Raw genomic sequence first — 24,384 nt, 5'->3', positions numbered from 1 at the left:
AGGTTAACAAAAAGCCTTTTCATCGGTCCTGAAATAAAAAACCCCCTGAGGCCATCCGGCCCGGGGGGTTGAGCAAACGGGGCCGGCGTCGGGTCCGGCCCAATGATGTACGGCGATTCAGTCGATTGGTTCGCTGGCGCCGTCCGTCAAGGGACCGAGTCCGTTGCGGCCGCCGCGGCGAGGGTCATACGCCAGTTCACGGTGATTGCCTTTCGTTCAGACAGTTCTCGAATACTTGTTTCCTCATACCAAACGCCAAGGCCTGATGTCAACGCATTGAATCTTTTACCAGCATTGTTTGACCGGGTATTTTCAAATGCAGTATAATACCCCTGTGTCTATGGCAATCGCGCGACAGGGCTCGGGGAGACAAAAATGACAACGCTGCTGGTGAAAAATGCTTCGATCATCGACGGAACCGGCAAGCCCGCTTACGCCGGGCATCTGATGGCCGACGGCGACCGCATCCGGGATATTTTTACGCCACGGGAAAACCTGCCCGAGGCAGACACCGTCGTAGATGCCGAAGGCCAGGTCCTGTGCCCCGGATTCATCGACATGCACGCCCATGCCGACTGGATACTGGCCCTGCCCGACCAATCCTCCATCCTTGCCTGCCTGGTGGAGCAGGGTGTGACGACTGTGGTGGGAGGCAACTGCGGCTTTTCTCCCGCCCCTGCGCCAACACAGCAGAACATGGGCCAACGGCAAAAAGAGGCGATTCTTTTCACCGGCCGGGAATTTCCTTTTGCCTGGCAAACGGTCGGCGACTTTCTGGACGCTGTGGCACAAAACGAACCCATCGTAAACCTGGCCCAATTGGTCGGCCATGCCTCCATTCGCATGGCCGCTTCGGAAAACAAAAAAGGCGCTCTGCCTGCCGAAGAACTCACGGGCTGCCAGCGGGTCCTGGAGGATGCGCTCGATCAGGGAGCCTGCGGTTTGAGCTTCGGGTTGGGCTACGAACCGGGGATGTATGCCCCGGACGCAGAAATCGACGCTTTCTGCAGGACTGCCGCCGCAGCCCAGAAGCCGGTCACGGTTCATATGAAAGCCTACAGCCGGATATCTCCGGTCTATCCGATTACAACCCGGGAAGCCCACAACCTGAAAGCCCTGCGGGAGACGCTGGATGTGGCCCGCCGAACGGGGGCGACGCTGCAGATTTCCCACTTTATTTTCGTCGGCAGAAAAAGTTGGCCGTCGGCCCGGCAAGCCTTGCAAATGGTGGACAAAGCCCGTTCGGAAGGTGTAGACGTGATGATCGACGCGTTTCCTTTCACCGCCGGGAACACCCTGATCGATGTTCTGCTGCCCGCCTGGTTTCTCAAAACCCTTCCCCACGGGTTCTCAAATCCTTGGCTGCTGGCCCGCCTGCGGCTGGAACTGGAAATCGGCTTCCGCCTGGTGGGCTTTACCTATCCCGATTTTCAGATCCTGGATGCCGTCGTCCCCGGATGGGAACACCTCAACGGCATGACCATGGATCAGGTGGCACGCCAATGGAACCTTTCGCCGTTCAAAGCCCTGCTCCACTTGAGCCGCGCATCGGAAGGAAAGGCCACCATGCTGTTTCATGCTTACAGTGGAGAACCCGGCAATGAAGCCGTCCTGGACGCGGTACTGGCACATCCCTGCTGTCTCTTCGAAACCGATGCGATTATCAAGGGGCAAGGGCTTCCCAATCCCTCTGCATTGGGGACCTTTCCTAAAATCCTGGGGACCTGCTGCCGCGAACGCAGGCTTTTTGCCATAGAGGATGCAGTCTTTCGCATGACCGGGGCCTGCGCCCGGCGCTTCGGGCTGGTTGATCGGGGTACGCTTGTTCCGGGAAAGGCTGCCGATCTGGTCATTTTCGATCCGGAAACCGTCAACGACACGACTTCACCTGAAGGAACCGGCCGGCCGAAGGGCATCCGCCATGTATTCATCAATGGACGTCAGGTGGTCAGCGACGGCGCCTGCATAAAGAATACCCGCTGTGGACGGGTGTTGCGCACTTGAAGGGAGCGATGATGTTCGCCGTTAAAAAAATCGTTGCGCCTTTCCTGCTTCCCCCGGGGATTTTCATCATACCAATCATTATTATCGGCCTGCTGCTGATTCGCAGCCGACGCTGGCGCATCGGCATGGTCAATGTTCTGATCGGCCTGGCTCTTTGGGCTCTTTCCACTGCGCCGGTAGCCAACGGGCTGATGCAGGGACTGGAGTCGGAATTCTCTTTCCCCGAACACCCATCGGGCGACGTCATCATCCTCTTGGGCGGAGGTGTGATCGGAGAAGTTCCGGATCTCAGCGGAAATGGGGCGCCAACGCAGGCGATGATGGGCCGGATCGTAACCGCCGTAAGGCTTTACCGGCGGCTGCGACTACCCATTATCGTCACCGGCGGCAAGGTTTACGAAGATAACTCGACTGCCGAAGCCACGATTGTCCGACGATTTCTGGTGGATCTGGGCGTGCCGTACAATCATATTATCATCGAAGACAAGGCCCGGGATACGGCCCAGAACGCACGCCTGAGTGCCGCCATTTGCCGCCGGCGCGGATTTTCGAAACCCATTTTACTCACCGCGGCCTCGCACCTGAAACGCGCCTGCATGGCCTTCGAGGCCTCCGAGTTGCCGGTCACGCCGTTTCCCGCCAATTTTTTGGGAGCGCAAGGCGCTTACTACGGCCCGCGGCACCTGCTGCCCAATGCGGGGGCCCTGCATACCTCCGCCATGGCACTTCACGAATATTGGGGAATGCTGTACTATCGGTTAATCGAATTGTAGCGCAATCTCAGGGAACCGGTATTTCATGGGAAAACAAACAATGAGAAAAATCCTTGTAGTAATCTTGCTGCTGGCCGCAACGGGCATTTGGGCCTGCGCCGCCACAACTAAAACAACAACTTCCGTCGACCGCTCCGGTCAGGGAGATCGAGAATTGAAGTTGGGGATGTACTGGTATCATCGGGGCTGCAGCCGCAAAGCCCTGGAACATTTTCAGACGGCCTACGAACATTTCAGCCTTCACGACCAGTCGCAAGGCGTGGCCCGCAGCCTCATCGGCCTGGCCCATCTACATCGACTGGCAGACAACCGGGAAAATGCACTTTTGTTTTACGATGCCGCCATTGCCGCTGCCAGGCGCTGCGACGACCAGACGGTAACGGCCCGGGCCTTGTCCGGCAAAGCCGCGTTGCTCATCGATTCGGATGACCTGTCCGGGGCCGAGACGCTTTTGGACGAAGCGCAGTTGATTTCCACGCTAAGCGGTTCAGTCTCGACCATGCTTTTCAACCATCGGGCCGTGCTGGCAATGAAGGAAATGCGCTATGACGATGCGTTGACCCTGCTGGACCAGGCCGATTCCAGCGCTGCCGAAGCAGAGTCCCCGGCCGCGGCCACGATTCGCTTTACCCGGGCGAGGGTGTTGATGCGCTCCGGTGACGACGAGAAGGCCATGGCCCTGTTTCAACAGGCCCTGGATCTGGATCGGGGGGCTGGCTTTTCCCGTGGCATGGCCGCGGACCTTTTGGCCATGGCTGATATTTACGAGCGATCAGGCCAAAATGAGAGCGCCCTGGACTGCCTTGAGCGCAGCCTGAAAATTTACGCCCTGATGGGCAATCGCAAAATCGTGCTGGACAATCTGGATCGTCTGGAATCCCTGGCCGGACAAGCTGGAAGCGACACCCGGATAACCGTTCATTACATCAACCAGTGGCTGGCGGGTGAAGCGGTCGATGTCGTCTGCAGGTAATCATCCCCGTCGACTGCTGATCACCGGTGCCAGCGGCTTTCTCGGATGGCACCTCTGCCGTCTGGCCGCTTCCGAATGGTCTGTCTACGGCGTCGGCTGCCGACATCGGGTGACTGTTTACGACGCAACCCCTGTAACGGGCGATTTGACCGACAGCGATGTTATGGCCACTCTTTTCGATCGCATTCGCCCTCAGGCCGTAATCCACGCCGCTGCGGCAAGCGACCCCGCCTTCTGTGAACGCCACATCGACGAAGCCCGGCGGATCAATGTCACGGCAACGGAAAGCCTGGCCGGCCAATGCGCAAGATGGAAGATTCCCTTTGTGTTCACCTCCACGGACCTGGTGTTCGACGGCACCCGTCCGCCATACGCCGAAGACGATGCAACCACGCCTATAGCCGCCTACGGCCGTCAGAAAGTCGAAGCGGAACAGCGCGTGATGGCCTGCTGGCCCAAGGCGTTGATCTGCAGGCTGCCCTTGATGATCGGCCTGTCCGGCGGTTTTCGAGGCAACTTCAGTTTTGAAATGCTCAAGGCCATTGAGACGGGGACTTCCATGAATCTTTTCGCGGATGAATTTCGGACGCCGGTGGATGGACAAAGCGCAGCGGCCGGAATTCTCACCGTGATGGGGAAAACCTCAGGGATCCTGAATCTGGGGGGCCGACGCCGGATTTCCCGCTACGAGATGGGACGGCGCCTGGCGGTGATTATGGAATGCAAGGACGCCAACATTCGCCCTGTTTCAATCAGGGAAGTGGCAGCGGCGGCACCCCGCTCGCCGGATGTTTCCCTGAACAGCCAGCGGGCGTACCGCCTGGGATACGATCCGGCGGACCTGGATCTTACTTTGGAGCGGATGGTAAACACCTTTCGAAAGGGGCAGCCATGATCCTGGCGCGCCTGAAACCGGATGTCCCCAAGTGCTGGCTGTTTGCCGCCTGCGGCGTGTTGTGGAGTGTCGTCGGCCTTTCGATGTGCTTCGCCGCGATGAACTGGCTCAGTACCGAAGGCCTTGTCCTGGGTATCGAATTGGAACTGGTGGGACTGGTTGTGGCTGTTGCGGCCCTGCAATGGGGATTCAGCGGCATTGCCCGCAGAAACATCCGACGGCTGCGGCAGTTGTCCGACAAAGGATGCTTCTTTGCCTTCCAGGCCTGGAAGAGCTACCTGATCATCGCCTTCATGATCGTCCTGGGCATCACCCTGCGCCGCTCACCGATTCCGAGGGCAGCGCTTGCCATTGTCTACACAGCCATTGGCGGAGCCCTTTTTCTGGCCAGCTTCCATTATTATCGGCATCTGCTGCGTCTGCTGCGGACCGCCAACCGTCAGAACGAACGTTCCCGTAAAAGCCGCAACGGCAATTAGTCAAAAGTAAACGACGACTTTTCAATATCCACGATACGCTCGCCCTGGACATAGTCCTTGGTTTCGTACCGGGTGATGCCCATGAGTTTCTGGGTGATGGCGCTCATGCGCTCCACCTGGGATTTGATCTTCTCGATTTTCAGGTAGATAGGGTCACCAGGGTCAAGGGTATCCATGAGCAGTTCCGTGTGGCCGGAGATGGCCATCATGGGCTGGTTCATCTCATGGCAGATCGCCCCCGCGGTTTCCAGTACGGCCTGGAGCTTTTCCCGGTAAATGCGCTCAGCTTCGCTGCGGTGGCGGTGCAGGGCGATCTCGATGGAAACGATCAGGCTGCGGGTCTCGAAGGGTTTGACGACGTATCCGAAAGGATCCTTGACCTTGGCCCGCTCCAGGGTATCCGGGTCCGTGTAGGCGGTGAGGTAGACCACGGGGATGCCGAAGCGCTCGCCGATGATTCCCGCTGCTTCAATGCCGTCCATTTCCCCTTTGAGCCGGATGTCCATGAGAACCAGATCCGGCTTCTTCTCGCCGGCATGGGCGATGGCGGATTTCCCGTCATGGGCGACGGCGCATACGGTATACCCGGATTTTTCCAGACGGCTTTTGATCTCCTGCGCCACAATACCTTCATCTTCCACCACTAGAATCGTCGCCGGTGTCATCTCACTGCTCCTTTTTGGTTTGCCCGGGTGCGTTCAGCATAATGCCGAAACGGGTGCCATGATCGGTTTGAACATCCACTGTGCCGTCAAGCTGCGCAACAAGCGTGTCAATGAGCCGCAAGCCCAACGTTCTTTTTTCCGCATCGTCATGGGGAACGGCCAGACCAATGCCGTCGTCGGCCACCACAATCTCCAGTCGGCCACCGCTATGGGTGGCAACGGCAATCTCGATCATTCCTGTTTTCCGGGACGGAAAGGCGTGCTTGAGCGCATTGGATACCAGTTCGTTGATGATCAATCCGCAGGGCACGGCCATGTCCACCCCCAAGAAGATATCTTCGGCGCGGACGTCGAGTCGGATGCGGGCCGGCTCGATGCCATAGGCATCGAACAGGTTGGCGGCCAGCCCCTGAATGTAGCGGCCAAAATCGATTTTCGCCAGATCCGTCGTGCCGTATAGCTGCTCGTGAATCAAGGCCATGGATTTGACCCGGTTCTGGCTTTCGCGCAGGATCTCCACGCCTTTGGCATCCTGCATGTACTCTTCCTGCAGGTACAGCAGGCTGGAGACGATCTGCAGGTTGTTTTTTACCCGATGATGAATTTCTTTGAGCAGCGACTCTTTTTCCGTCAGCGACTGCCGCAGGTGCTGCTCCGATGCCAGCAGTTCCTTTTCGGCCATCTGGCGTTCGAAAAGCTCCCGCCGCAGTTCGGCGGTTTTGCTTTTAACCATCCGATTCTGGCGCAGGTAGCCCAGAAAAACCAGGACCATCAGCACGGCGAGCCAGATGGCGATCCAGAAAAAACTCGTGGACGCACCACCGCCTGCGCCTTTCGCGGCAAACACCTGCGATCCGGCAGCAATGACCGCGAACCCGCAAAAACCAGCGCTGAATCGGGCGAGACTGCGGAGAAGAATGGCTTGTTCGATGATCATCAGAGCAATGTATGAACTCGTTGCGCCATTTCGTGGATGGCTCGTGCCGCTTTGCTTCCCGGCGTCTGCTCGACGAATGGCAACTGGTCGAGCACCGCCTGGCGGACGGCCCTGTCTTCCGGGATGCTGCCCAGGTGGGCAAGCTCAAGGTTGAGAAATCGCTGCGTCACCCGCTTGATCGTATCCACGGTGTGACTGCCTTCGCGCGCGCCGCGGACAAAATTGAGTACCAGGTTGAACCGGCCGATTCCGTGATCCCTGGATAAAAGCTTGATCAGGGCATAAGCATCGGTCATGGAGGTGGGGTCCGGACTCAGAATAAAAATGTTGTGATCCGAATACCGATTGTACCACAATACCGAAGAGCCAATGCCCGCAGCGGTGTCGATGAGGACGTAATCGAAATCCACCGAGACCGATTTGATGAAATCGGCCAGCCGGGCCTGCTGCTTGACGCCCAGCGACACCATTTCCGGGACACCGGAGGCACCCGGCAGAACGGCCAGGTTGGGGCGTGCGAAAATCAGTGCCTGGCGCGGGTCGGCGCCGCTTTCCAGGGCGTCCCGGATATTGTGCTTGACCGACAGCCGAAGCAGCACATCCACATTGGCCAGCCCCATGTCGCCGTCCACCACGAGAACGCGGTTGTCATTACGGGCGAGGGCCAGGGCAAAATTGACCGTAAAGCTGGTTTTGCCCACACCGCCTTTACCGCTGGTTACGCAAAGCGTCAGCGGCATCTTCTTGTTCGGGGACATAGGGTTTCCATTCGGGAAATCGTAAGGGTGAACGCAACTGTTTCCCACAATATCGGCCCCCGATGAACTTTCTTTAACACGCAAGCCAGATTAAAACCAAGGCAAATCCCGGCACCGAAAACAAGTCACTACGATTTGTTACAATTCGTTACCTGGTTGCCAAGCATTCCTCGAAAAATATTTGTATCCTATTATTATCATAGCAGAATAATATTCGACAGCCTCTGCCTGTGCTCCCATGCAGACAAAAAATTATTAATCTAACTAAATATTAACTTGATAAATATTTTATTTTCCTTATTATGAAGCCTCCTAACGGATATCTGTAACCAAAAAGCCGGATGGATGCGAAAAATACGGAGGCATCGATGACAGATCCAAATACCCTGGCAAGCGCCCGCTACATCTTCACCACCGGACGGAAGGTTCATGACCTGGTGCAGCAGACCATCACGGCAGCCTGCATGGCAGAAGGCGACGACCACCGTTTTGGCGAATTATCCTCCTCACAGATGAACATGGTCCTGATGATCCGGGTTCGCGAAGCGGTATCGGTAACCCAGTTGGCGGCCCTGTTAAGTGTATCGCCGCCTTCGGTGTCCACCATGGTGGACCGGCTGGTGGAACGGGGGCTTTTGACCCGCACGCCCAGCAGCGAGGACCGGCGCAAAGTCGTCATCCGGGTATCAACGGAAGCCATTGAAGAGATCAGCCGGGTCGAGGAAAAAGTATTGGGTGCTTTCGTCAGGCTGGTGGAGGCGGTCGGGCCGAAAACCACTCAAATGTGGTGCGAAGTGCTGGATCGGGTCAAAGACGTATTGGAAAAAAACAACCATCTTTCAACCTGAGGCAAGGCAATTAAAATGGGAAACAACGCAATCAACCGTCCGAAAAAACATGTCATGGTCCGCATAGTCGTTTGCACCCTGATTCTACTGGTCGGATGGGTGGGAATGAAGGGACTGGCCAGCCTGAAACAGCCCCCTGCCGAGGCCAAAAGCGAAGAGCAGGCGATCAAGGTAGAGACCTTGACCGCAAAGCCAAGGGATTATCCGGTCGTCATCACCGGCTATGGGCAGGCCCGGGTGGTCACCGAAGTGGCCCTTGCACCGGAAATTTCCGGCAAGGCGATCCACGTCCATCCCAATCTGAAAACCGGACAGGTCATTCCCGCCGGCGAGATCCTGTTTCGGATCGACCCCGCCGACTATGAAGCCGGCCTTCGGGAGGCCAAAGCGGGGGTCTCTCAATGGCAGAATACCGTAGCGCGGCTGAAAAAGCAGCTAACCATCGATACCCAACGGTTGAAAACCCTGCAGCGCAGCGCCCAGCTGGCCAAAACCGAGTTCGATCGGGTCCAGCGCCTGTACGATGTGGACCGGGTCGGCACCCGCTCCGGCGTGGATCAGGCCGAACGAGGCTACAACAGCGCCTTGGACCAGGCGGACCAGATGGAACAGGCGGTAAGCCTCTATCCGCTTCAGATCAAAGAGGCTGAAAGCAGTCTGGTGTCGGCAAAAGCCCGCCTTGCGGTGGCTGCGGCCAACCTGTCCAGAGCCACGGTGAAAGCGCCCTTCGATGCCCGCATTAAGATGGTAGCCCTGGAGACCGGGCAGTTTGTCTCTCCCGGCCAGCACGTGCTGACCCTGGCCGACGACAGCCTGCTGGAGATCCAGGTCCCCCTGGACAGCAGGGATGCCCGCAAGTGGCTGCAGTTTAAAGCGCCTTCCGGCGACAGCGCTCCAACGGCCTGGTTCGCCGGACTCCAACCGGTGGTCTGCACCATTCGCTGGACCGAAGACAAAAACGGATCGCGCTGGACGGGAACGCTCCACCGCATCGTCAAATTCGACCAGCAGACGCGAACCCTGACGGTGGCGGTGAGGATTTCCGGCGAGGCGGCCGGTAACGGCGGCAGCAGCCCCCTTCCCCTTGTGGAAGGAATGTTCTGCCAGGTCGACATCCCCGGACAGACCATGAAGCAGGTCGTCCGGCTTCCCCGCCAGGCGGTAAGCTTCGAGAACAAGGCCTACCTGGCAACCGCCGAAAACCGATTGAAGACGGTGGACGTGGCCGTTGCACGTATCGAGGGAGAACATGTCTATGTCAGTCAGGGAATCGGCACCGGCGACAGGGTGATCGTCACCCGGCTCATCGATCCCCTGGAAAACAGCCTGCTGGATTTTGTCGACACGGCTGACAAGGAGTCGACCTCATGAAACAGATGCTTGCCGCCTTTGCCCGCAACACGGTCTTCGCCAATATCGTACTGGTGCTGATCTTTGTTGCCGGCTACATCGCCACAGCCAACATGATCCGCGAGACATTTCCGGAGTTTTCCCTGGATATGATTACCATTGCGGTGCCCTACCCCGGAGCAGACCCGGAAGAGGTGGAGGAAGGCATCAGCCGCAAGATCGAAGAGGCCATCGAAGGTCTCGAGGGCATCAAGCAGTACACCACCGAATCGTCTGAAGGGTTGGGCTCGGCCAACATCGAAGTCCGCGAGGACTACGATGTGGACGATGTGCTTGAGCGGGTGCGCACCAAGGTCAACGCCATCTCCACCTTTCCGGCGGATGCGGAAAAACCGGTGATCAGCGAATTGCTGCTAAAGGACGTGGTGGCCTTGCTCTACCTGTCCGGCGACATGTCCGAGCGCCGCATCAAGGAATGGTCCGAACAGACAAAAGACGAAATCCAGCAGTTGCCCAATATCTCCCAGGTGGAAACCTTCGGTGCGCGCGATTATGAAATTGCCATCGAGGTTTCCGAAGAAAAGTTGCGCGAGTATGGACTTACCTTTGACGATGTGGCCGGTGCGGTGCGCCGCAGCAACTTGAACCTGGCCGGCGGCACCATCCGCACCCGCGAAGAGGAAATCCGTGTACGTACCATGGGCCGGAAATACACCGGCGCGGAACTGGCCTCCATCGTGGTCCTGGCCCGACCGGAAGGCGATGTGATCACCCTGGACCGCCTGGCCGAAATCAATGACGGTTTTACCGAAGATCCCATTGCCGCCACAATCGACGGCGAACCGGCGGTGCTTTTAATCGTCTACAAAACCCCCGAAGAAGACGCCCTGGAAATTTCCAAGACCGTCAACGCCTACATTGCGGCAAAACAGCAGCAGGTGCCTGAAGGCGCTAAGATCCGGATGCTCTACGACAACACCGAGATGCTGCGCCAGCGCATCGATCTGCTCCTGAAAAACGGCATCATCGGCCTTTCCATCGTCTTTTTGTTGCTGTGGTGCTTTTTGAACACCCGCCTCTCTTTCTGGGCCGGCATGGGCATTCCCATCTCCATCGCCGGCGCCTTGTTGATCCTCTGGGGCATGGGCGGCACCATCAACATGATTTCGCTTTTCGGGTTGATCATGGTTCTGGGCATTGTCGTTGACGACGCCATCGTCGTGGGCGAAGCCATTTTCGTGCATCGCAAACAGGGCAAGCCCGCCCTGAAGGCCGCCGTCGACGGGGTCAGCGAGGTGGGCATGCCCGTGGTGGCCGCCGTGCTGACCACCATCGTGGCCTTCATTCCCCTGTTTTACGTGGGCGGCATCATGGGCAAATTCATCTCCATCCTGCCGGCCGTGGTGATCGCCTGCCTGGTGGTCTCCCTGGTGGAGTGCCTGTTCCTGCTTCCGGCCCACTTGAGCCACCTGCCCGATCCCAATCGATCCCCGGCCAGAGGGCATCGACTGGTAAGACGGCTGTCCCGGGTCCAGGAAACGACCTCCCGCTGGATGGAGCAATTCGTCGCCCGGATCTATATGCCATTTTTGAGCAAAGCCCTTCGCTGGCGTTACATCTCATTGGCTACGGCTATGGCCGTCTTGATGCTCACGATCGGCCTGGTGCAGAGCGGCATCATCAAATTCGAGGTTTTCTCCAAGATGGACGGATTCGTCATGACCGCGACGGCTGAATTTCCCAGCGGTACGCCACCGGATGTCACCCGGCGGGCCATCGCCCAGATCGAAGCGGCCCTGATGCGTCTGGAGAAAACCCATCCGACGCGCAGTGGAGACCCCCTGGTCAAAAACCGTCTGACCCTGGTGGGCCAGACCCTGAGCGATATCCCCGACATCGGCCCCAACTACGGATCGGTGCAGGCGATTATGCTGGATTCCGAACATCGCGGCATTCATTCCGAAGACCTGATGGTGGCCTGGGAAAAAGAGATCGGCATTCTGCCCGGAATCAAATCTTTGACCTTTACCGGCATGGAAGCCGGCCCGCCGGGCGATCCCATAGAGGTATGGCTGCAGGGTCATGACATGAGCGTCATTCTGGCCGCGGCCGACGACCTGATGAGCCGACTGCGCCAATTCGACGGTGTCTACCAGATCCGCAGCGACTTTTCGCCGGGCAAAAACGAGATGCGCCTTGCCCTGAAACCGGAAGCCCGTACCCTGGGCCTGACCGTGGAGGATCTGGCCCGGCAGGTTTATGCCGGCTATTACGGAGACGAGGCCCTGCGGTTGCAGCGCGGCCGCGATGACGTTCGCGTCAAGGTACGCTACACGGCCGACGAGCGCAGCCGGATCTCGGACTTTGAACAGGTGCGCATCCGCACCGCCGGCGGTTTCGAGGTGCCGCTCATGTCCGTGGCCGATGTGAGCTTTGCCCCCGGCTACTCGACCATCACCCGTACCGACGGCATGCGCCGGGTCGCGGTAAGTGCCGGCGTGGACACCAAGAAAGCCAATGCCAACGAAATCTTCGCCGAACTGTCGGTCAACTATTTTCCGGAATTGAAAAACCGCTATCCTAACCTCTACGTGGCCCTTCAGGGCGAACAGAAAAAAATGCGCGAATCCTTCGGCAGCCTCGAAATCGGTTTTCCCTTGGCAGTCCTGGGCATCTTCATCATCATCGCCACCATGTTCCGCTCCTATGCCCAGCCCTTCGTGATCATGTTCACGGTGCCCTTCGGCATCATCGGGGCGGTCCTCGGTCACCTGCTGTTGGGGTACGATCTGTCCATGATGAGCATGTTCGGTATGGTGGCGCTAACCGGTGTGGTGGTCAATGACGCCATCGTGCTGATCGAACGCATCAACGAGAACCTGGCTTGCGGCATACCTTTTTTCGATGCCATCCTGCAGGGAGGCGTGCGGCGGTTTCGGGCCATTTTCCTGACCACATTGAGCACCGTGGGCGGCCTGGCGCCCTTGATCATGGAAACCGATTTTCAGGCCAAATTTCTCATTCCCATGGCGCTTTCCATTGCCGCAGGGGTGGCTTTTGCCACGGTTCTTACGCTGGTTCTCATACCCAGCCTGCTGGCCATTTTAAGCGACCTGCGACTGGTCGTGCATCGTGTTCGACATGGCCGGTGGCCCAGGCGTCTGGAGGTGGAGCCGGCCAGAAATCGACATGTCGATCCACTGGTCGAAGAACCGAAAGGTCCCTGCTCACCGTCCGTGGACGTCTGCAATTAGCACAAGAAATTAGAACATCGACCTTTCGATGCCATAGAGACTGGAAATCGATCAATGAGGAAAATGATGAGAAAAACCATCCTGTGCCCGGCCATTGTTCTTGTCTGTTTCTTTCTTGCGTTTAGCCCGGCCATAGAAGCGGCCACTGAAAATCCTGAGGTCAACAGCGAAGGACCGACGGACTGGAGCCGCATCGACATCCTGAATCTGGCCACTGCCGTTAAGATCGCGCTGGCGGACAATCCAGGTCTCGATGCCGCATCGGCCCGCGTTCGCCAGGCCAAAGCACAGGTGGACCAGGCCCGTGCCGCCTATTGGCCCCGCCTCGATGCCAATGCCGGCGGCGCCCGGGTCGAACTTTCCGAAAATGCCTACCAGGAGAACCTCGCAACGGCACGACTCCTGAACCCCCTGGCCACCATCGATGATCCCGAGGAGTACTACAATGCCGACCTGACCGCCTCCTGGGCCCTGTTTGACGGATTCGAACGCAAATTTACAGCAGCAGCGGCACGCCATGGCGAACAGTCCAGCAAGGCGGCCTTGAACGATGCCCGGCGTCTGTTGATCTCCGCCGTGGCGCTCTCTTATTTCTCTGCCCAGCTTGCGCTGGAGAACATCGCCATCGCCAGGGCCGATGAACGGTTTAACCAGCGGCAGCTCAACGATGCCGAAGCCCGCGAACGGGTGGGAACCGGTTCGCTGAGCGATGTGCTCAATTTCCAGGTGCGCATGAATCAGGCCAAAACCAGCCGAATCAACGAGGAGTATCAGTACAATACCGCATTGTATGGGTTGGCAGCCCTGCTGGGGCTGCCCAACTCCCGGTTGCCGGCGCATGTAGGCCTGGCCCGCCTGGACCCGGAAACGCAATCAGAGCTAAGCGAGCCTTTGGTGGAAGACCTGATTGCCACGGCCATGGACCGTCGCCCGGACATCCAGCAGGCGCGCTGGCAGGTCAAACAGGTGGATGCACAGGTGAAGATCGCCCAGTCCGATTACTACCCCTCGATCGTACTGTCCGGCAGTCTGGAAGGAGAACGAACCGATGATCCGGGATTCGGGCAGGACGATTTCGGCAACCGCGTCCGGGTCGGACTTTCCTATAACCTGTTTGCCGGGGGTCTGACCCGCGCCAGGGTTCGGGAAGCCCGCCACCGCAAGGTGGAATTGGAAAAAAATTTGGAAGAAAAAATCCTTTCCGCCGCCTCGGACATTCGCAGCTCGGCAGCCCTGGTGACCTCCGCCCAGGCCCAAGTAAAACTTCAGCGGGAAAATGCGGCGTTGGTCCAACGCACGCGGGATCTTGTAGAAAAGGAGTACAATGCCGGCCAGGGCTCTCTGGTGCGTCTCAATGAAGCCCAGAAAGACCTGACCACCGCCCAGAGCAACCTGGCAAGGGCACTGGTGGCCTTGCGCCAGGCCTGGGTCGAGCTTGAAACCCGCACTGGTAATATTGTCGCTGCATATCGGCCCGCCGAAACCCCATAAAACACCCACATCCTTCAGGAGCCAACCGATTCTTGCAACCCGACACCATCGGTGGTAGATCGATCCACCCGCTGCCGGTCCGATAGCCGCAGGAGGTCACCGCTGCCATGGAACACGTCAAGAAAAATCCCATGTATCTCTACCTGGTGATGCTCACCATCGCCTCGACCGTGGGCCTGCAGGCCTGGACCACCCTGTTCAACAATTTTGCCGTGGAAGTTGCCGGACTGGATGGCGATGGAATCGGCATCATCCAGTCTGTCCGGGAAATTCCCGGATTTCTGGCCCTGCTGGCCATTTTTGTCATCCGACTCATCCCTGAACACCGTCTCTCCGCCTTCTCCATCCTGATGCTGGGGCTGGGTATTGCAGCCACCGGCTTTTTCCCCTCTTTTGTCGGACTGGCCCTGACGACCCTGTTGATGAGTTTCGGGTTTCACTACTACGAAACGACCAATATGTCCTTGACGTTGCAATACTTCGACAAGCATGCTTCGCCCTGGGTGTTTGGCAAGCTGCGCAGCATCTCGGCTGCCTCCAGCATCATCGTCGGGCTGTTCATTTTTTTCATGGCCGCCGTGCTTGATTTTGCCACCATGTATGTGATCATCGGAGGGCTCATCGCGGCCGTCGCCCTGTGGGGCTTTTCCCGCAAGCCGGCCGCTGTCGGCATGGTCTCCCAGCGCAAGCGCATGATCTTTCGCAAGCGCTACTGGCTCTACTATTTTCTCACCTTGATGGCCGGCGCCCGCCGCCAGATATTCATCGCCTTTGCGGTGCTTCTGTTAGTGCAGAAATTCAACTACTCGGTGCAGGCCGTAACCATCCTTTTCGTCGTCAACAACAGCATCAATTTCTTTCTCAGCCCGTTGATCGGCAGGGCTATCATCCGCTTCGGGGAACGCCGGGTCCTCAGCCTGGAGTACGCCAGCCTGATCGTGATTTTTCTGGCCTACGCCGCCACCGACTCCAAATGGGTGGCCGGCGGCCTGTATATCCTCGACCATATTTTTTTTAACTTCAGCATGGCCATCAACACCTTCTTCCAGAAAATGGGCGATCCGCGGGACGTGGCCCCCTCCATGGCCGTGGGATTCACCATCAACCACATCGCCGCAGTCTTTCTACCGGCCATCGGCGGATATTTGTGGATCGTCGATTACCGCATTCCCTTTATTGCCGGTTCCGCCATGGCGTTGATCTCCTTGATCGCCGTCCAACGGATTCGCACGTGATCCTTTTCCAACCGGCACCAATCCCCACCGTAAATATTTCCGAAGAGGCTTAACTTTTTGACCTGAACAGCCAATAAAGATATAGTATCATTTTGGATTCACGCCCTATGACCGGCGGTTACCGCCGGATCGACCTGCCGTTTGCGAAGACCGCCTGAGTGAACACAGCCGGCATGCTCCCAAGGCTGTAAAAGGAAGGTGTAAACCATGAACGCCGCTATCTTCTGGCTCAACCTGATTGTGCTGCCGGCACTGGCGCTGTTCGGCATCGTCTTGTTTATCGATCTACGCAGGTGGAAAAGAACCGCCGCGGAGCTTCGTAAAGACAATTGGCAGATGCATCGGATCGTCGACTGTTTTCCGGACCCCATAATGGCCATCGACCATGAAAAACGGATCATCGCCTGGAACCATGCCATGGAGACACTGACAGGCACCAAAGCCGAAGACATGCTGGGAAAGGGAAATTTTGAATATGCCCTCCCTTTTTACGGGGAGCGGCGACCGGTCATGCTCGATCTGGTGAGCGACTGGGATGACCGTTTGGCCCAAAATTATGTGAATATGGAACGCAGGGGCGATATGCTGGTTTCGGAAACCATGAATCGTCATCCTTTGCTGAAAAAAGGGATTTTCAGGAACGTGGCCGGTCCCCTTCGTGACGACAATGGAAATCCGATCGGCGCCATCGAAAGCATCCACGACATTACCGGTCAGCGTAAGAAACTCGATGACTTGAAAGCGCGTGAAGAACTGCTGCGCTTCTTTGTCGCCTACACACCGGTGGCCGTGGCCATGTGCGACCTGAAGATGAACTATCTACATTACAGCCGCCGTTGGATCACCGATTTCGCGCTCCCCGATAAAGATCTCATTGGCCGCAATCACTACGACGTGTTCGATCCTCTGCCCGAGCGCTGGAAAACCCAACATTACCGCTGCCTTCATGGAGAGACCATAACAAACGAGGAAGAGGCCTATACCCGCCCGGATGGTTCCGTGGAATGGGTGCGGCGAATTCTGCGTCCCTGGCGGACCCATAAGGGAACCATCGGCGGGATCATCATTCTGGCGGAGGTCACCACCGAAAAAAAACTGGCCGAACAATCCGCCCGGGAGATGGAGAACCGGCTGCAGGTCCTCAGCGACAACCTGCCCGGGGGCATCTTATTCCAAGCTCGCATCACCCCGGACGGTACTCGGAAAACAACCTATATCTCCGGCAATGCCGAGCAATTTTTCGGAGAACCCGTCGATCGAATTCTGTCCGATGCAAATGTACTTTTTGATAAAATCGCTCCTAAAGACCGAAAACGTTTATTCCGGGCCGAGGTCGAGGCCATCGAAAATGCTTCGGTGATAGATGAAGTGATCCAGGTGCACATTACCGCCGACAGACCCAACTGGCATCGTGTGGTGGCCAAACCCCGGCAGTTGCCCAACGGAGATTTTTTCCTGGATGGCTTTATTATCGATCTGACCGAACAAAAACAGGCTCAGGAAGAAATCAGGAAACGACGGGGTTTTCTGGAATCGGTGCTGTATCACGCCCCCGATGCCATCGTCACCCTTGATCCCCGCCACCGGGTGCTCGACTGGAATCCCGGAGCGGAAAAAATTTTCGGTTATCGCCGCGACGAAGCCCTGGGCAAAAAACTGGACGATCTCGTTGGAGGCCGGGAAGCCCGCCAGCAGGTGGAAAAAAATGTCCAGACCGTACTTTCCGGCCAGCGCGTCGAATCTTTCGAAGGGGTGCGTTATCGAAAAGACGGCAGGACAGTTCACGTCATTGTCGCCGGGTCTCCCATCATGCTCGACGGCACCCAAACCGGGGCGGTGGCCATGTACACCGATATCACGGCCCTCAAACAGGCCGAAGAAGAGCTGCGCCGCAACGAACGCATGTTGCGGCGCATCATGGATATCGTTCCCTCCATGATTTTCGCGAAAAATGCCGAGGGACGTTTTCTCATGGTCAATCAGGCCGTGGCGGACCGTTATCGCATGCCCGTCGAGGAACTGATCGGCAAGCTTCAGACAGATATTCATCCCGACAAGGATCAGGTCGCCCGGTATCTGGCTGACGACCGCCGGGCCATGGACAGCGGCAGTACCCTGTTCGTTCGCGAAGAACCCTTCCAGGACCATTCCGGGGCTACGCGATGGCTGGAGGTGATCAAACTCCCCTGCGATATCGAGGACTTCGGAGAACCGGCAGTGGTCGCCCTGGCGACGGATATCACCGCGCGGCGGGAGGCCGAAGCGCGCATCCAGGACAGCGAAAAACGCTATCGCGCGATGTTCGAAAACACCGGCACCGGAACAGTGCTCAGCGAGGCGGATACAACATTGTCCATGGTCAACCGGGAATTTGCCCAAATGGTCGGTTATGACCGCATCGAAATCGAGGGTAAAATGAGCTGGACCCAACTCATCGCGCCCAAGGACGTCGAGCGTTTAAAAGTCTACCACTTCAATCGCAGAAAAGACTCGCTCAATACCCCGAGCCAGTATGAATGCAGCCTGATCGATCGGCAGGGCAATGTCATACCGACCCTGCTCAAGGTGCGGCTGATTCCCGGCACCCAGACCAGCATCGGTTCCTTTCTGGACATCAGCGAACGGAAGCGGGCCGAAGAAGCCCTGACGGATGCCAACCGCATGCTGCGGCTGGTGCTCGATACCATCCCGGTACGGGTTTTCTGGAAGGATACAGATCTGCGCTATTTGGGTTGCAACCGACCGTTTGCCGAAGATGCCGGGTTTTCCAATCCCGAGGAAGTGATCGGCAGAGACGACTTTGAATGGATTCCGTCCGACCTGGCCACCGTCTTTCGTAAGAACGATCAGGCCGTCATGAAAACGGGACAGCCCCGTCTCAATATCGAAAAACAGTGGCCTTTGCCCATCGGAAAATCCCGGTGGCTGCAGACCAGCAAGGTGCCCATGCGCGACAGCCAGGAAAAAATTATCGGTGTGCTGGGTACCTATCAGGACATCACCGAGCGTAAAAAGGCCGTGGAGGAAATGCGGCAGCTGCGCAACTACCTGTCCAACATCATCGATTCCATGCCGTCGGTACTCATCGGCGTCGATACCGACGGTCGGGTGACCCAGTGGAACAAACAGGCCGAACGGGTCACGGGGATGCCCTTCGAAAAGGCGCACGCACAGCCTTTGGCCGATGTGTTTCCCTTTCTTATCGATGAAGTGGCCCGCATCCAAACCGCGATCCGGAATCGCCAGGTGATCCACGATCCAAAAATACCGCGCCGTCAGCACAGTGAAATCCGATTTGAGGACGTGACCGTTTTTCCTTTGGTTGCCAATGGCGTCGATGGCGCGGTGATCCGCGTTGACGACGTAACCGAGCGGGTACGGTTGGAAGAGATGATGATTCAGAGCGAAAAAATGCTTTCCGTGGGCGGTCTGGCTGCGGGCATGGCCCATGAAATCAACAACCCTTTGGCCGGCATCCTTCAAAACACCGCCGTTTTGGAAAATCGCCTGCTGGGCGATCTTCCGGCCAACAGGAAGGCAGCCGAAACAGCCGGAGTAACGATGACAGCCATAAGGCAGTACATGGAGCTGCGCAAACTGCCCAACATGCTGGAAAACATCCGCGAGTCCGGAGACCGGGCTGCGGCCATCGTAAAGAACATGCTCAGCTTCGCCCGCAAAAGCGATCGGGTCGTCTCCAGTCACGACCTCGCTGTCCTCTTGGATCGAACAGTCGATCTGGCCCGCACCGATTACGATATGAAAAAACAATATGATTTTAAACAAATAGAAATTATTCGGGAATATGATCCAAATGTGCCCGAAGTTCCGTGCGAGGCCAGCAAACTGCAGCAGGTATTTTTGAATATTCTGAAAAACGGCGCCGAGGCCATGGCCTCCCAGCCGGAAAAGAAGCGTCCGCCTGCATTTGTTCTGCGCGTTCACCAGGAGAATCGGTGGGTGTGCCTGGAGATCGAGGACAACGGGCCGGGTATCGAAGAAATGACCCGCCGCAGGATCTTCGAGCCGTTTTTCACCACCAAATCGGTTGGCAAAGGTACGGGCCTGGGTTTGTCGGTCTCTTATTTTATCGTCACGGAAAACCACGGCGGGAAAATGGACGCCCATGCAGTCGATGGCGGTGGTACCCGATTCGTCATCCGCCTGCCGAAAGCCGGAAAATCATGAGCCCGGATGCCGTGAAGCCCCATTATCAGGAAGGATGAATTAATGAAATCTTCGCGTATTCTGGTTATCGACGACGAAAAAGCCATTCGCGACAGTTTCAGTGCCCATCTGGAAGACTGCGGGTACGACATTTTAACCGCAGAAAATGGGCGTGAAGGTTTGGACATCTATCAAAACGAACAGCCGGATCTGGTTATAGTGGATCTGCGCATGCCTGAAGTCGATGGAATCCAGGTGTTGGAAACCATCAATCGGCAATCGCCGTTGACACCGCTGATCGTCGCCTCCGGCACAGGCATGATCAACGATGCCGTTGAGGCGCTGCACTGCGGGGCCTGGGATTACCTCCTCAAACCCATCCAGGATCTTTCCATGCTTACCCACGCAGTGGAAGCGGCCCTGGAAAAAGCCCGGCTCAAGAAGGAGAACCAGGCCTATCGGCTGCGTCTGGAGCAACTGGTGGAAGAACGAACGGCCGAACTGGGGCAGGCCAACATGAACCTTTCCCAGATCAACGCCCGGCTGCGTCACATTGTGGATACGACCCGATCCCTGTCTTTCTGCAGCGACGTCGTTGAATTCGGAGGCAAGCTGCTGGAAGCGTTCGGGGAGCACATGCTGGCTGCCGGAGGGAGCATTTACCTCAAGGAAGAAAACGGTCTGCGGCTGATCCACACGCTGGACCCCGGCCATGCAGCAGAATTCATTCCGTTCCCCCTGCCGGAAAAATCGCTTTTCCAGCGGGCTATTGCCGGCAACCAGCCCATTTTAGAAAATGACATTGCCGAAGACGAAACGGTGAACGGCAGTGGCTGGCACGGCTACACGGATGGCTCGGCCCTTTTGTTTCCCCTGCCCGATGAGTTCGGCGGTGTTGCCGGCATCATGGCCCTGCACAGCAAAACACCGGCGCCCTTCCTGGACCAGGACCGGGAAATCGGAACGATCCTGGCGTCATACAGTTGCGAAGCATTGCGAGCAGTTCGAGCCGCCGAAGAGATTCGGGAAAATGCCTCCCGTTTTCGAAAAATTCTGGATACCCTTCCTACCGGCATCATTATCGTGGACGTCGAAACCCATAAATTGGTTTATGTAAATCCCTCTGCCGCCGCCATGGTGGGCAGCGATCCCGAATCGATCAGGGGCAAGATCTGTCATGAAGTGCTCTGCCCTTCAGAGGAAGAAAACTGCCCCATGACCTCGGTCAAAGAGATGGACCAATCGGAACGCTTCTTGATCGCGGCCGACGGCAGTCGGGTACCGGTGCTCAAAACCGTTTCGCGGACGACGCTGGAGGGTCGGGAATGCTTTATTGAAAGCCTGATCGATCTTTCCGATCAGATTCGCGCCGAAGAAGACAAGAAAAAACTGGAACGGCAGCTCAGACAAGCCCAAAAAATGGAAGCCCTGGGCACCCTTGCCGGCGGCATCGCCCACGACTTCAACAACATTTTAAGCGCCGTGCTGGGTTATTCCGAACTGGGCATGCAGGATGTCGACGATACCGCTCACCCGCTTTATCCCAAACTCAAAGCCATCCACCATGCCGGTCTCCGGGCCAAGGCCCTGGTGGAACAGATTCTTTCCTTCAGTCGCATGCAGGAGCAGCTTCAGGCGCCGGTCAAAGTTTCTCCCATTGTCAAAGAAGTCCTCAAGCTCTTGCAGACTTCCCTGCCGGCCGATATCCGGGTTCAGTCCAAAATCAAAGCGGACCGCGCCGTTATGGGCGATCCGACCCAGATCCATCAAATTATCATGAACCTGTGTACCAATGCCTATCATGCCATGCTGGAAACCGGCGGCATTCTGAGCGTCTCCCTGGAACAGAGAGCCATTGGGGAAGCCGAAGATGTCGGCGCCTTGAACCTGGAGCCGGGTTCATACGTCAGGCTTGTCGTTTCCGACACGGGAACAGGCATCAGTCCGGCGATTCTCGAACGAATTTTCGATCCGTATTTTACCACCAAAGAAAAGGGCAAGGGAACCGGTTTGGGGCTGGCAGTGGTTCACGGTATCGTGAAAAGCCATCGCGGAGAAATCGCTGTGGACAGCGTCGTGGGTAAAGGCACGACCGTTACTGTATTTTTACCGGTATCCGGAGACGATGCCTCGGAAAACGGTGCAAAGCCGATCAGCATACCGCGCGGTAACGAACATATCCTGCTGGTGGATGACGAAAAGGACCTGGTCGAAATCGGCAGGGAGATGCTGCGGCGTCTCGGCTATCGGGTAACCGCTGTCGTCGGAAGCACCGTAGCCCTGGAAACCTTCAAAACAGATCCCTTTCGGTTCGATCTGGTGGTGACGGACTACAACATGCCCGGTCTGACCGGCGACAAGATGGCCCGTCAAATGCTGGAGATCCGGCCGAGCACCCCCATCATCGTATGCACAGGGTTCTCCGAAGTGTTCGACCCCCAGCGGGCCCAATCCATCGGTATTCGCCGCGTTCTGATGAAACCCCTGACCATGGAATCCATTGCCCATGCGGTTCGCGAGGTGCTGGAACCGCAATAAACAATGACTTATATCGTCATGCCCGCCTTATACCCCTGATGCACCGCATCAAAGGCCAGGCCCACCCTGCCGGCATCCCCGACGACCTGAAAGGCGATATTTTTCTCTTCCACCACCGGTTGGAGGGGATTGTTTGAACCGGAACCGGCAGCGATGACTACGCTGTCCGCGGCAATCGTTTCCCGTTTGCCGTCCTTTTCCACTTCGAGCCCGTCGGCCGTGATGGCGACCACCGTGGTCTGGGTAACGGTGGTTACGCCGATTCTCGAGAGGTCTTGCATCATTCCCCAACGGGTGGACTTACCGATATCCTTGCCAACCTTGTCCAACATTTCCACCAGGATCACTTCCTTGGTGCCCCGCGTGGCCATCTGAAAAAGGGTCTCCGGATCCTCGGCGCGGTTCACCAGTAAAAATTTGAGGCCTTCTCCGGATAGGGTACCTTTTTCGGCCAGAAAAAGCGCCGTCTCCACGCCGACGGCACCTCCGCCGATGATGGCCACCCGTCTTCCGGTAAGGGCCCGGTCCGCCAGCACATCCCAGGCCTGAACGACGTGGGGCTGGTCGCTGCCGGGAATCGGCGGAGCCAGGGGAGCAGCGCCCGTAGCCAGAATGACGCCTTCGGGAGCCTTTTCTTCGATCAAGGCGGCGTCGGCCTCGCAATTGAGCACCACGGGAATTTTCGCCAGTGTAACCTGCCGGGCCAGATCCCGGGCCAGACAGGCGAATTCCTCTCTTCCGGGAGGGGCTGCTGCGAGATAAAGCTGACCGCCCAAACGGCTGGAACGCTCATGGATCGTCACCCGATGGCCCCGACTGTGAGCGGCCAGCGCAGCACTCATGCCGGCGGCGCCGCCGCCGACGACCATGATATTCTTCGGTTGAACCGCCTTCTCTGCCACGAGCTCGTTTTCGTGTCCAGCCCGGGGGTTGCACATGCATTCCACATGCTTGAGTTGAAACAGATGATCGAAACATCCCTGGGCACAGGCAATGCAATGAACGATGTCCGCCTCCCGGCCTGACTTGGCCTTTTCCGGCAGATAGGGATCGGCAATCAGGCTGCGCCCCATGGCCACCATGTCGCACATGCCGTCGGCGATCATCTCACGGGCCGTGGCCGGGTCGTTGATGCGGTGGCTGGCGATCACCGGCACATCCACAAGCTCCCGGATCCCTCTGGCCAGATAGGCAAACACCCCACGCGGCACGGCGGCGACAATCTGTGGGACCCGCGCTTCATGCCAGCCCACGTTGATGCAAAGGGCGTCGACGGGACCGGCGGCCAGGGCCTTGGCATATTCCCGCAATTCCGCCGAACCGTTGCCACCAGGCATGAAATCGTTGCCGTTCATGCGCACGATCAATGGATACTCGTCGCCCACAACACGGCGTATGGCGGCCATGATTTCCAAACCGAACCGCATCCGGTTTTCGAGGCTGCCGCCATACCGGTCGGACCGCTGGTTGGTGAGCGGGGACAGAAATTCGCTGATCAGGTACCCGGTCCCGCTGAGCACTTCGATCGAATCGAAACCGGCGGCCTTGACACGGCCGGCGGCTGCGGCAAAGGCCTCGACGGTCGCCTGAATCTCGTCCAGGGTCATTTCCCTGGGGGTTTCCCGGGTCATCCGCGACGCCACCGGTGAAGGCGCAACGGGCTGCTTTCCGTTCAAAAAAAAAGAGAAGTTATAGCGGCCGGCGTGGTTGAGCTGGACGGCGCTGCGGGCGCCGTTGCCCTTGATGGCTTCGGCCAGCCGGCTCAGACCGGGGATAAAGCTGTCCTCGTGGGCGCCGATATTCTGGGTGTTGCCGGACAACTCGTCAACGGTGGCATAGCCCACACAGATCATGCCCGCACCGCCTTTGGCGCGTTCGGCATAAAAGGCCGTCAACTGATCGGTCACCTGGTAATCGGCGGCCATGCCCAGATGCATGGCGGGCAGGTAGATCCGGTTTTTTATCTCAAGCTGGTTGATCGTAATGGGCTGGAACAAAACATCCATCATCGTTTCTC

The 24,384-nt window shown here is 57.6% G+C and carries 16 protein-coding genes; 12 read left to right on the top strand and 4 right to left on the bottom strand.

Translation table 11 applies throughout. The features are described 5' to 3' along the window. Positions 1 to 375 precede the first annotated feature (375 nt). The 5 genes from GN111_RS22170 to GN111_RS22150 are packed head-to-tail and all read left to right on the top strand — an operon-like array spanning position 376 to position 5,124. Positions 376 to 2,004 (top strand): N-acyl-D-amino-acid deacylase family protein, encoded by a 1,629-nt coding sequence (locus tag GN111_RS22170; RefSeq protein WP_155305850.1) that lies wholly within the window; start codon positions 376 to 378, stop codon positions 2,002 to 2,004. An 8-nt stretch (positions 2,005 to 2,012) separates the two neighbouring features. Beyond that, positions 2,013 to 2,777, top strand: a complete 765-nt coding sequence (locus GN111_RS22165; RefSeq protein WP_155305849.1) for a YdcF family protein — start codon at positions 2,013 to 2,015, stop codon at positions 2,775 to 2,777. A 40-nt stretch (positions 2,778 to 2,817) separates the two neighbouring features. Then, positions 2,818 to 3,750, top strand: a complete 933-nt coding sequence (locus GN111_RS22160; protein WP_170302412.1) for a tetratricopeptide repeat protein — start codon at positions 2,818 to 2,820, stop codon at positions 3,748 to 3,750. Continuing rightward, positions 3,734 to 4,645: an SDR family oxidoreductase gene (locus GN111_RS22155; protein WP_155305847.1), complete on the top strand. Its 912-nt coding sequence runs from the start codon at positions 3,734 to 3,736 to the stop codon at positions 4,643 to 4,645. Before GN111_RS22160 ends, GN111_RS22155 begins: the two co-directional genes overlap by 17 nt. After that, entirely contained in the window at positions 4,642 to 5,124 is a 483-nt protein-coding gene (locus tag GN111_RS22150; RefSeq protein WP_155305846.1) for a hypothetical protein, read from the top strand. Before GN111_RS22155 ends, GN111_RS22150 begins: the two co-directional genes overlap by 4 nt. Here GN111_RS22150 and GN111_RS22145 read toward each other — a convergent pair. From GN111_RS22145 to GN111_RS22135, 3 genes are read right to left on the bottom strand one after another with little or no spacing between them, the layout of a single operon-like run. Then, the gene (locus GN111_RS22145) at positions 5,121 to 5,789 is read right to left on the bottom strand and encodes a response regulator (RefSeq protein ID WP_155305845.1); all 669 of its coding nucleotides are present in this window, start codon (positions 5,787 to 5,789) and stop codon (positions 5,121 to 5,123) included. The two genes, GN111_RS22150 and GN111_RS22145, sit on opposite strands and share 4 nt — an antisense overlap. A 1-nt stretch (position 5,790) precedes the next feature. After that, positions 5,791 to 6,726, bottom strand: coding sequence for a sensor histidine kinase (locus tag GN111_RS22140; RefSeq protein ID WP_155305844.1), 936 nt, complete (start codon positions 6,724 to 6,726; stop codon positions 5,791 to 5,793). Next, positions 6,726 to 7,484, bottom strand: a complete 759-nt coding sequence (locus GN111_RS22135) for a MinD/ParA family protein (protein ID WP_155305843.1) — start codon at positions 7,482 to 7,484, stop codon at positions 6,726 to 6,728. The genes GN111_RS22140 and GN111_RS22135 overlap by 1 nt, the downstream gene beginning before the upstream one ends. A 368-nt stretch (positions 7,485 to 7,852) precedes the next feature. Between GN111_RS22135 and GN111_RS22130 the strand changes: the two genes are divergently transcribed. The 7 genes from GN111_RS22130 (at position 7,853) to GN111_RS22100 (ending at position 22,367) form a co-directional block, all read left to right on the top strand. Next, positions 7,853 to 8,332: a MarR family winged helix-turn-helix transcriptional regulator gene (locus GN111_RS22130; protein ID WP_170302411.1), complete on the top strand. Its 480-nt coding sequence runs from the start codon at positions 7,853 to 7,855 to the stop codon at positions 8,330 to 8,332. 15 nt (positions 8,333 to 8,347) lie between these two features. Further along, positions 8,348 to 9,703: an efflux RND transporter periplasmic adaptor subunit gene (locus tag GN111_RS22125; protein WP_155305841.1), complete on the top strand. Its 1,356-nt coding sequence runs from the start codon at positions 8,348 to 8,350 to the stop codon at positions 9,701 to 9,703. After that, on the top strand, positions 9,700 to 12,936 hold the full coding sequence (locus GN111_RS22120) for an efflux RND transporter permease subunit (protein ID WP_155305840.1): 3,237 nt from the start codon (positions 9,700 to 9,702) through the stop codon (positions 12,934 to 12,936). The genes GN111_RS22125 and GN111_RS22120 overlap by 4 nt, the downstream gene beginning before the upstream one ends. 63 nt (positions 12,937 to 12,999) lie before the next feature. Continuing rightward, positions 13,000 to 14,427, top strand: coding sequence for a TolC family protein (locus GN111_RS22115; RefSeq protein ID WP_170302410.1), 1,428 nt, complete (start codon positions 13,000 to 13,002; stop codon positions 14,425 to 14,427). 107 nt (positions 14,428 to 14,534) lie between these two features. Beyond that, entirely contained in the window at positions 14,535 to 15,662 is a 1,128-nt protein-coding gene (locus tag GN111_RS22110; RefSeq protein WP_155305838.1) for an MFS transporter, read from the top strand. A 207-nt stretch (positions 15,663 to 15,869) separates the two neighbouring features. Then, entirely contained in the window at positions 15,870 to 19,850 is a 3,981-nt protein-coding gene (locus GN111_RS22105) for a PAS domain-containing sensor histidine kinase (protein ID WP_155305837.1), read from the top strand. A gap of 42 nt (positions 19,851 to 19,892) precedes the next feature. Continuing rightward, complete coding sequence (locus tag GN111_RS22100) at positions 19,893 to 22,367, top strand: response regulator (protein WP_155305836.1); 2,475 nt, start codon at positions 19,893 to 19,895, stop codon at positions 22,365 to 22,367. Between the two features lie 8 nt (positions 22,368 to 22,375). On the opposite strand, the gene GN111_RS22095 is transcribed toward GN111_RS22100, so the two are convergent. Further along, positions 22,376 to 24,376, bottom strand: a complete 2,001-nt coding sequence (locus tag GN111_RS22095; RefSeq protein WP_155305835.1) for an oxidoreductase — start codon at positions 24,374 to 24,376, stop codon at positions 22,376 to 22,378. Positions 24,377 to 24,384 lie beyond the last annotated feature (8 nt).

The organism is Desulfosarcina widdelii, from assembly GCF_009688965.1.
Classification (GTDB): Bacteria; Desulfobacterota; Desulfobacteria; order Desulfobacterales; family Desulfosarcinaceae; genus Desulfosarcina; species Desulfosarcina widdelii.
The sequence above is the reverse complement of the archived record's forward strand: the minus strand, read 5'-3'. Positions and strand labels throughout refer to the sequence as shown.

Excerpts from the sequence above, each read along its gene's own strand:
- GN111_RS22115 (WP_170302410.1), top strand. The coding sequence starts at position 13,000 with ATGATGAGAAAAACCATCCTGTGCCCGGCCATTGTTCTTGTCTGTTTC.
- GN111_RS22120 (WP_155305840.1), top strand. The coding sequence starts at position 9,700 with ATGAAACAGATGCTTGCCGCCTTTGCCCGCAACACGGTCTTCGCCAAT.
- GN111_RS22165 (WP_155305849.1), top strand. The coding sequence starts at position 2,013 with ATGATGTTCGCCGTTAAAAAAATCGTTGCGCCTTTCCTGCTTCCCCCG.
- GN111_RS22105 (WP_155305837.1), top strand. The coding sequence starts at position 15,870 with ATGAACGCCGCTATCTTCTGGCTCAACCTGATTGTGCTGCCGGCACTG.
- GN111_RS22140 (WP_155305844.1), bottom strand. The coding sequence starts at position 6,726 with ATGATCATCGAACAAGCCATTCTTCTCCGCAGTCTCGCCCGATTCAGC.
- GN111_RS22110 (WP_155305838.1), top strand. The coding sequence starts at position 14,535 with ATGGAACACGTCAAGAAAAATCCCATGTATCTCTACCTGGTGATGCTC.
- GN111_RS22095 (WP_155305835.1), bottom strand. The coding sequence starts at position 24,376 with ATGATGGATGTTTTGTTCCAGCCCATTACGATCAACCAGCTTGAGATA.
- GN111_RS22135 (WP_155305843.1), bottom strand. The coding sequence starts at position 7,484 with ATGTCCCCGAACAAGAAGATGCCGCTGACGCTTTGCGTAACCAGCGGT.
- GN111_RS22155 (WP_155305847.1), top strand. The coding sequence starts at position 3,734 with ATGTCGTCTGCAGGTAATCATCCCCGTCGACTGCTGATCACCGGTGCC.
- GN111_RS22125 (WP_155305841.1), top strand. The coding sequence starts at position 8,348 with ATGGGAAACAACGCAATCAACCGTCCGAAAAAACATGTCATGGTCCGC.
- GN111_RS22130 (WP_170302411.1), top strand. The coding sequence starts at position 7,853 with ATGACAGATCCAAATACCCTGGCAAGCGCCCGCTACATCTTCACCACC.
- GN111_RS22160 (WP_170302412.1), top strand. The coding sequence starts at position 2,818 with ATGAGAAAAATCCTTGTAGTAATCTTGCTGCTGGCCGCAACGGGCATT.
- GN111_RS22170 (WP_155305850.1), top strand. The coding sequence starts at position 376 with ATGACAACGCTGCTGGTGAAAAATGCTTCGATCATCGACGGAACCGGC.
- GN111_RS22150 (WP_155305846.1), top strand. The coding sequence starts at position 4,642 with ATGATCCTGGCGCGCCTGAAACCGGATGTCCCCAAGTGCTGGCTGTTT.
- GN111_RS22100 (WP_155305836.1), top strand. The coding sequence starts at position 19,893 with ATGAAATCTTCGCGTATTCTGGTTATCGACGACGAAAAAGCCATTCGC.
- GN111_RS22145 (WP_155305845.1), bottom strand. The coding sequence starts at position 5,789 with ATGACACCGGCGACGATTCTAGTGGTGGAAGATGAAGGTATTGTGGCG.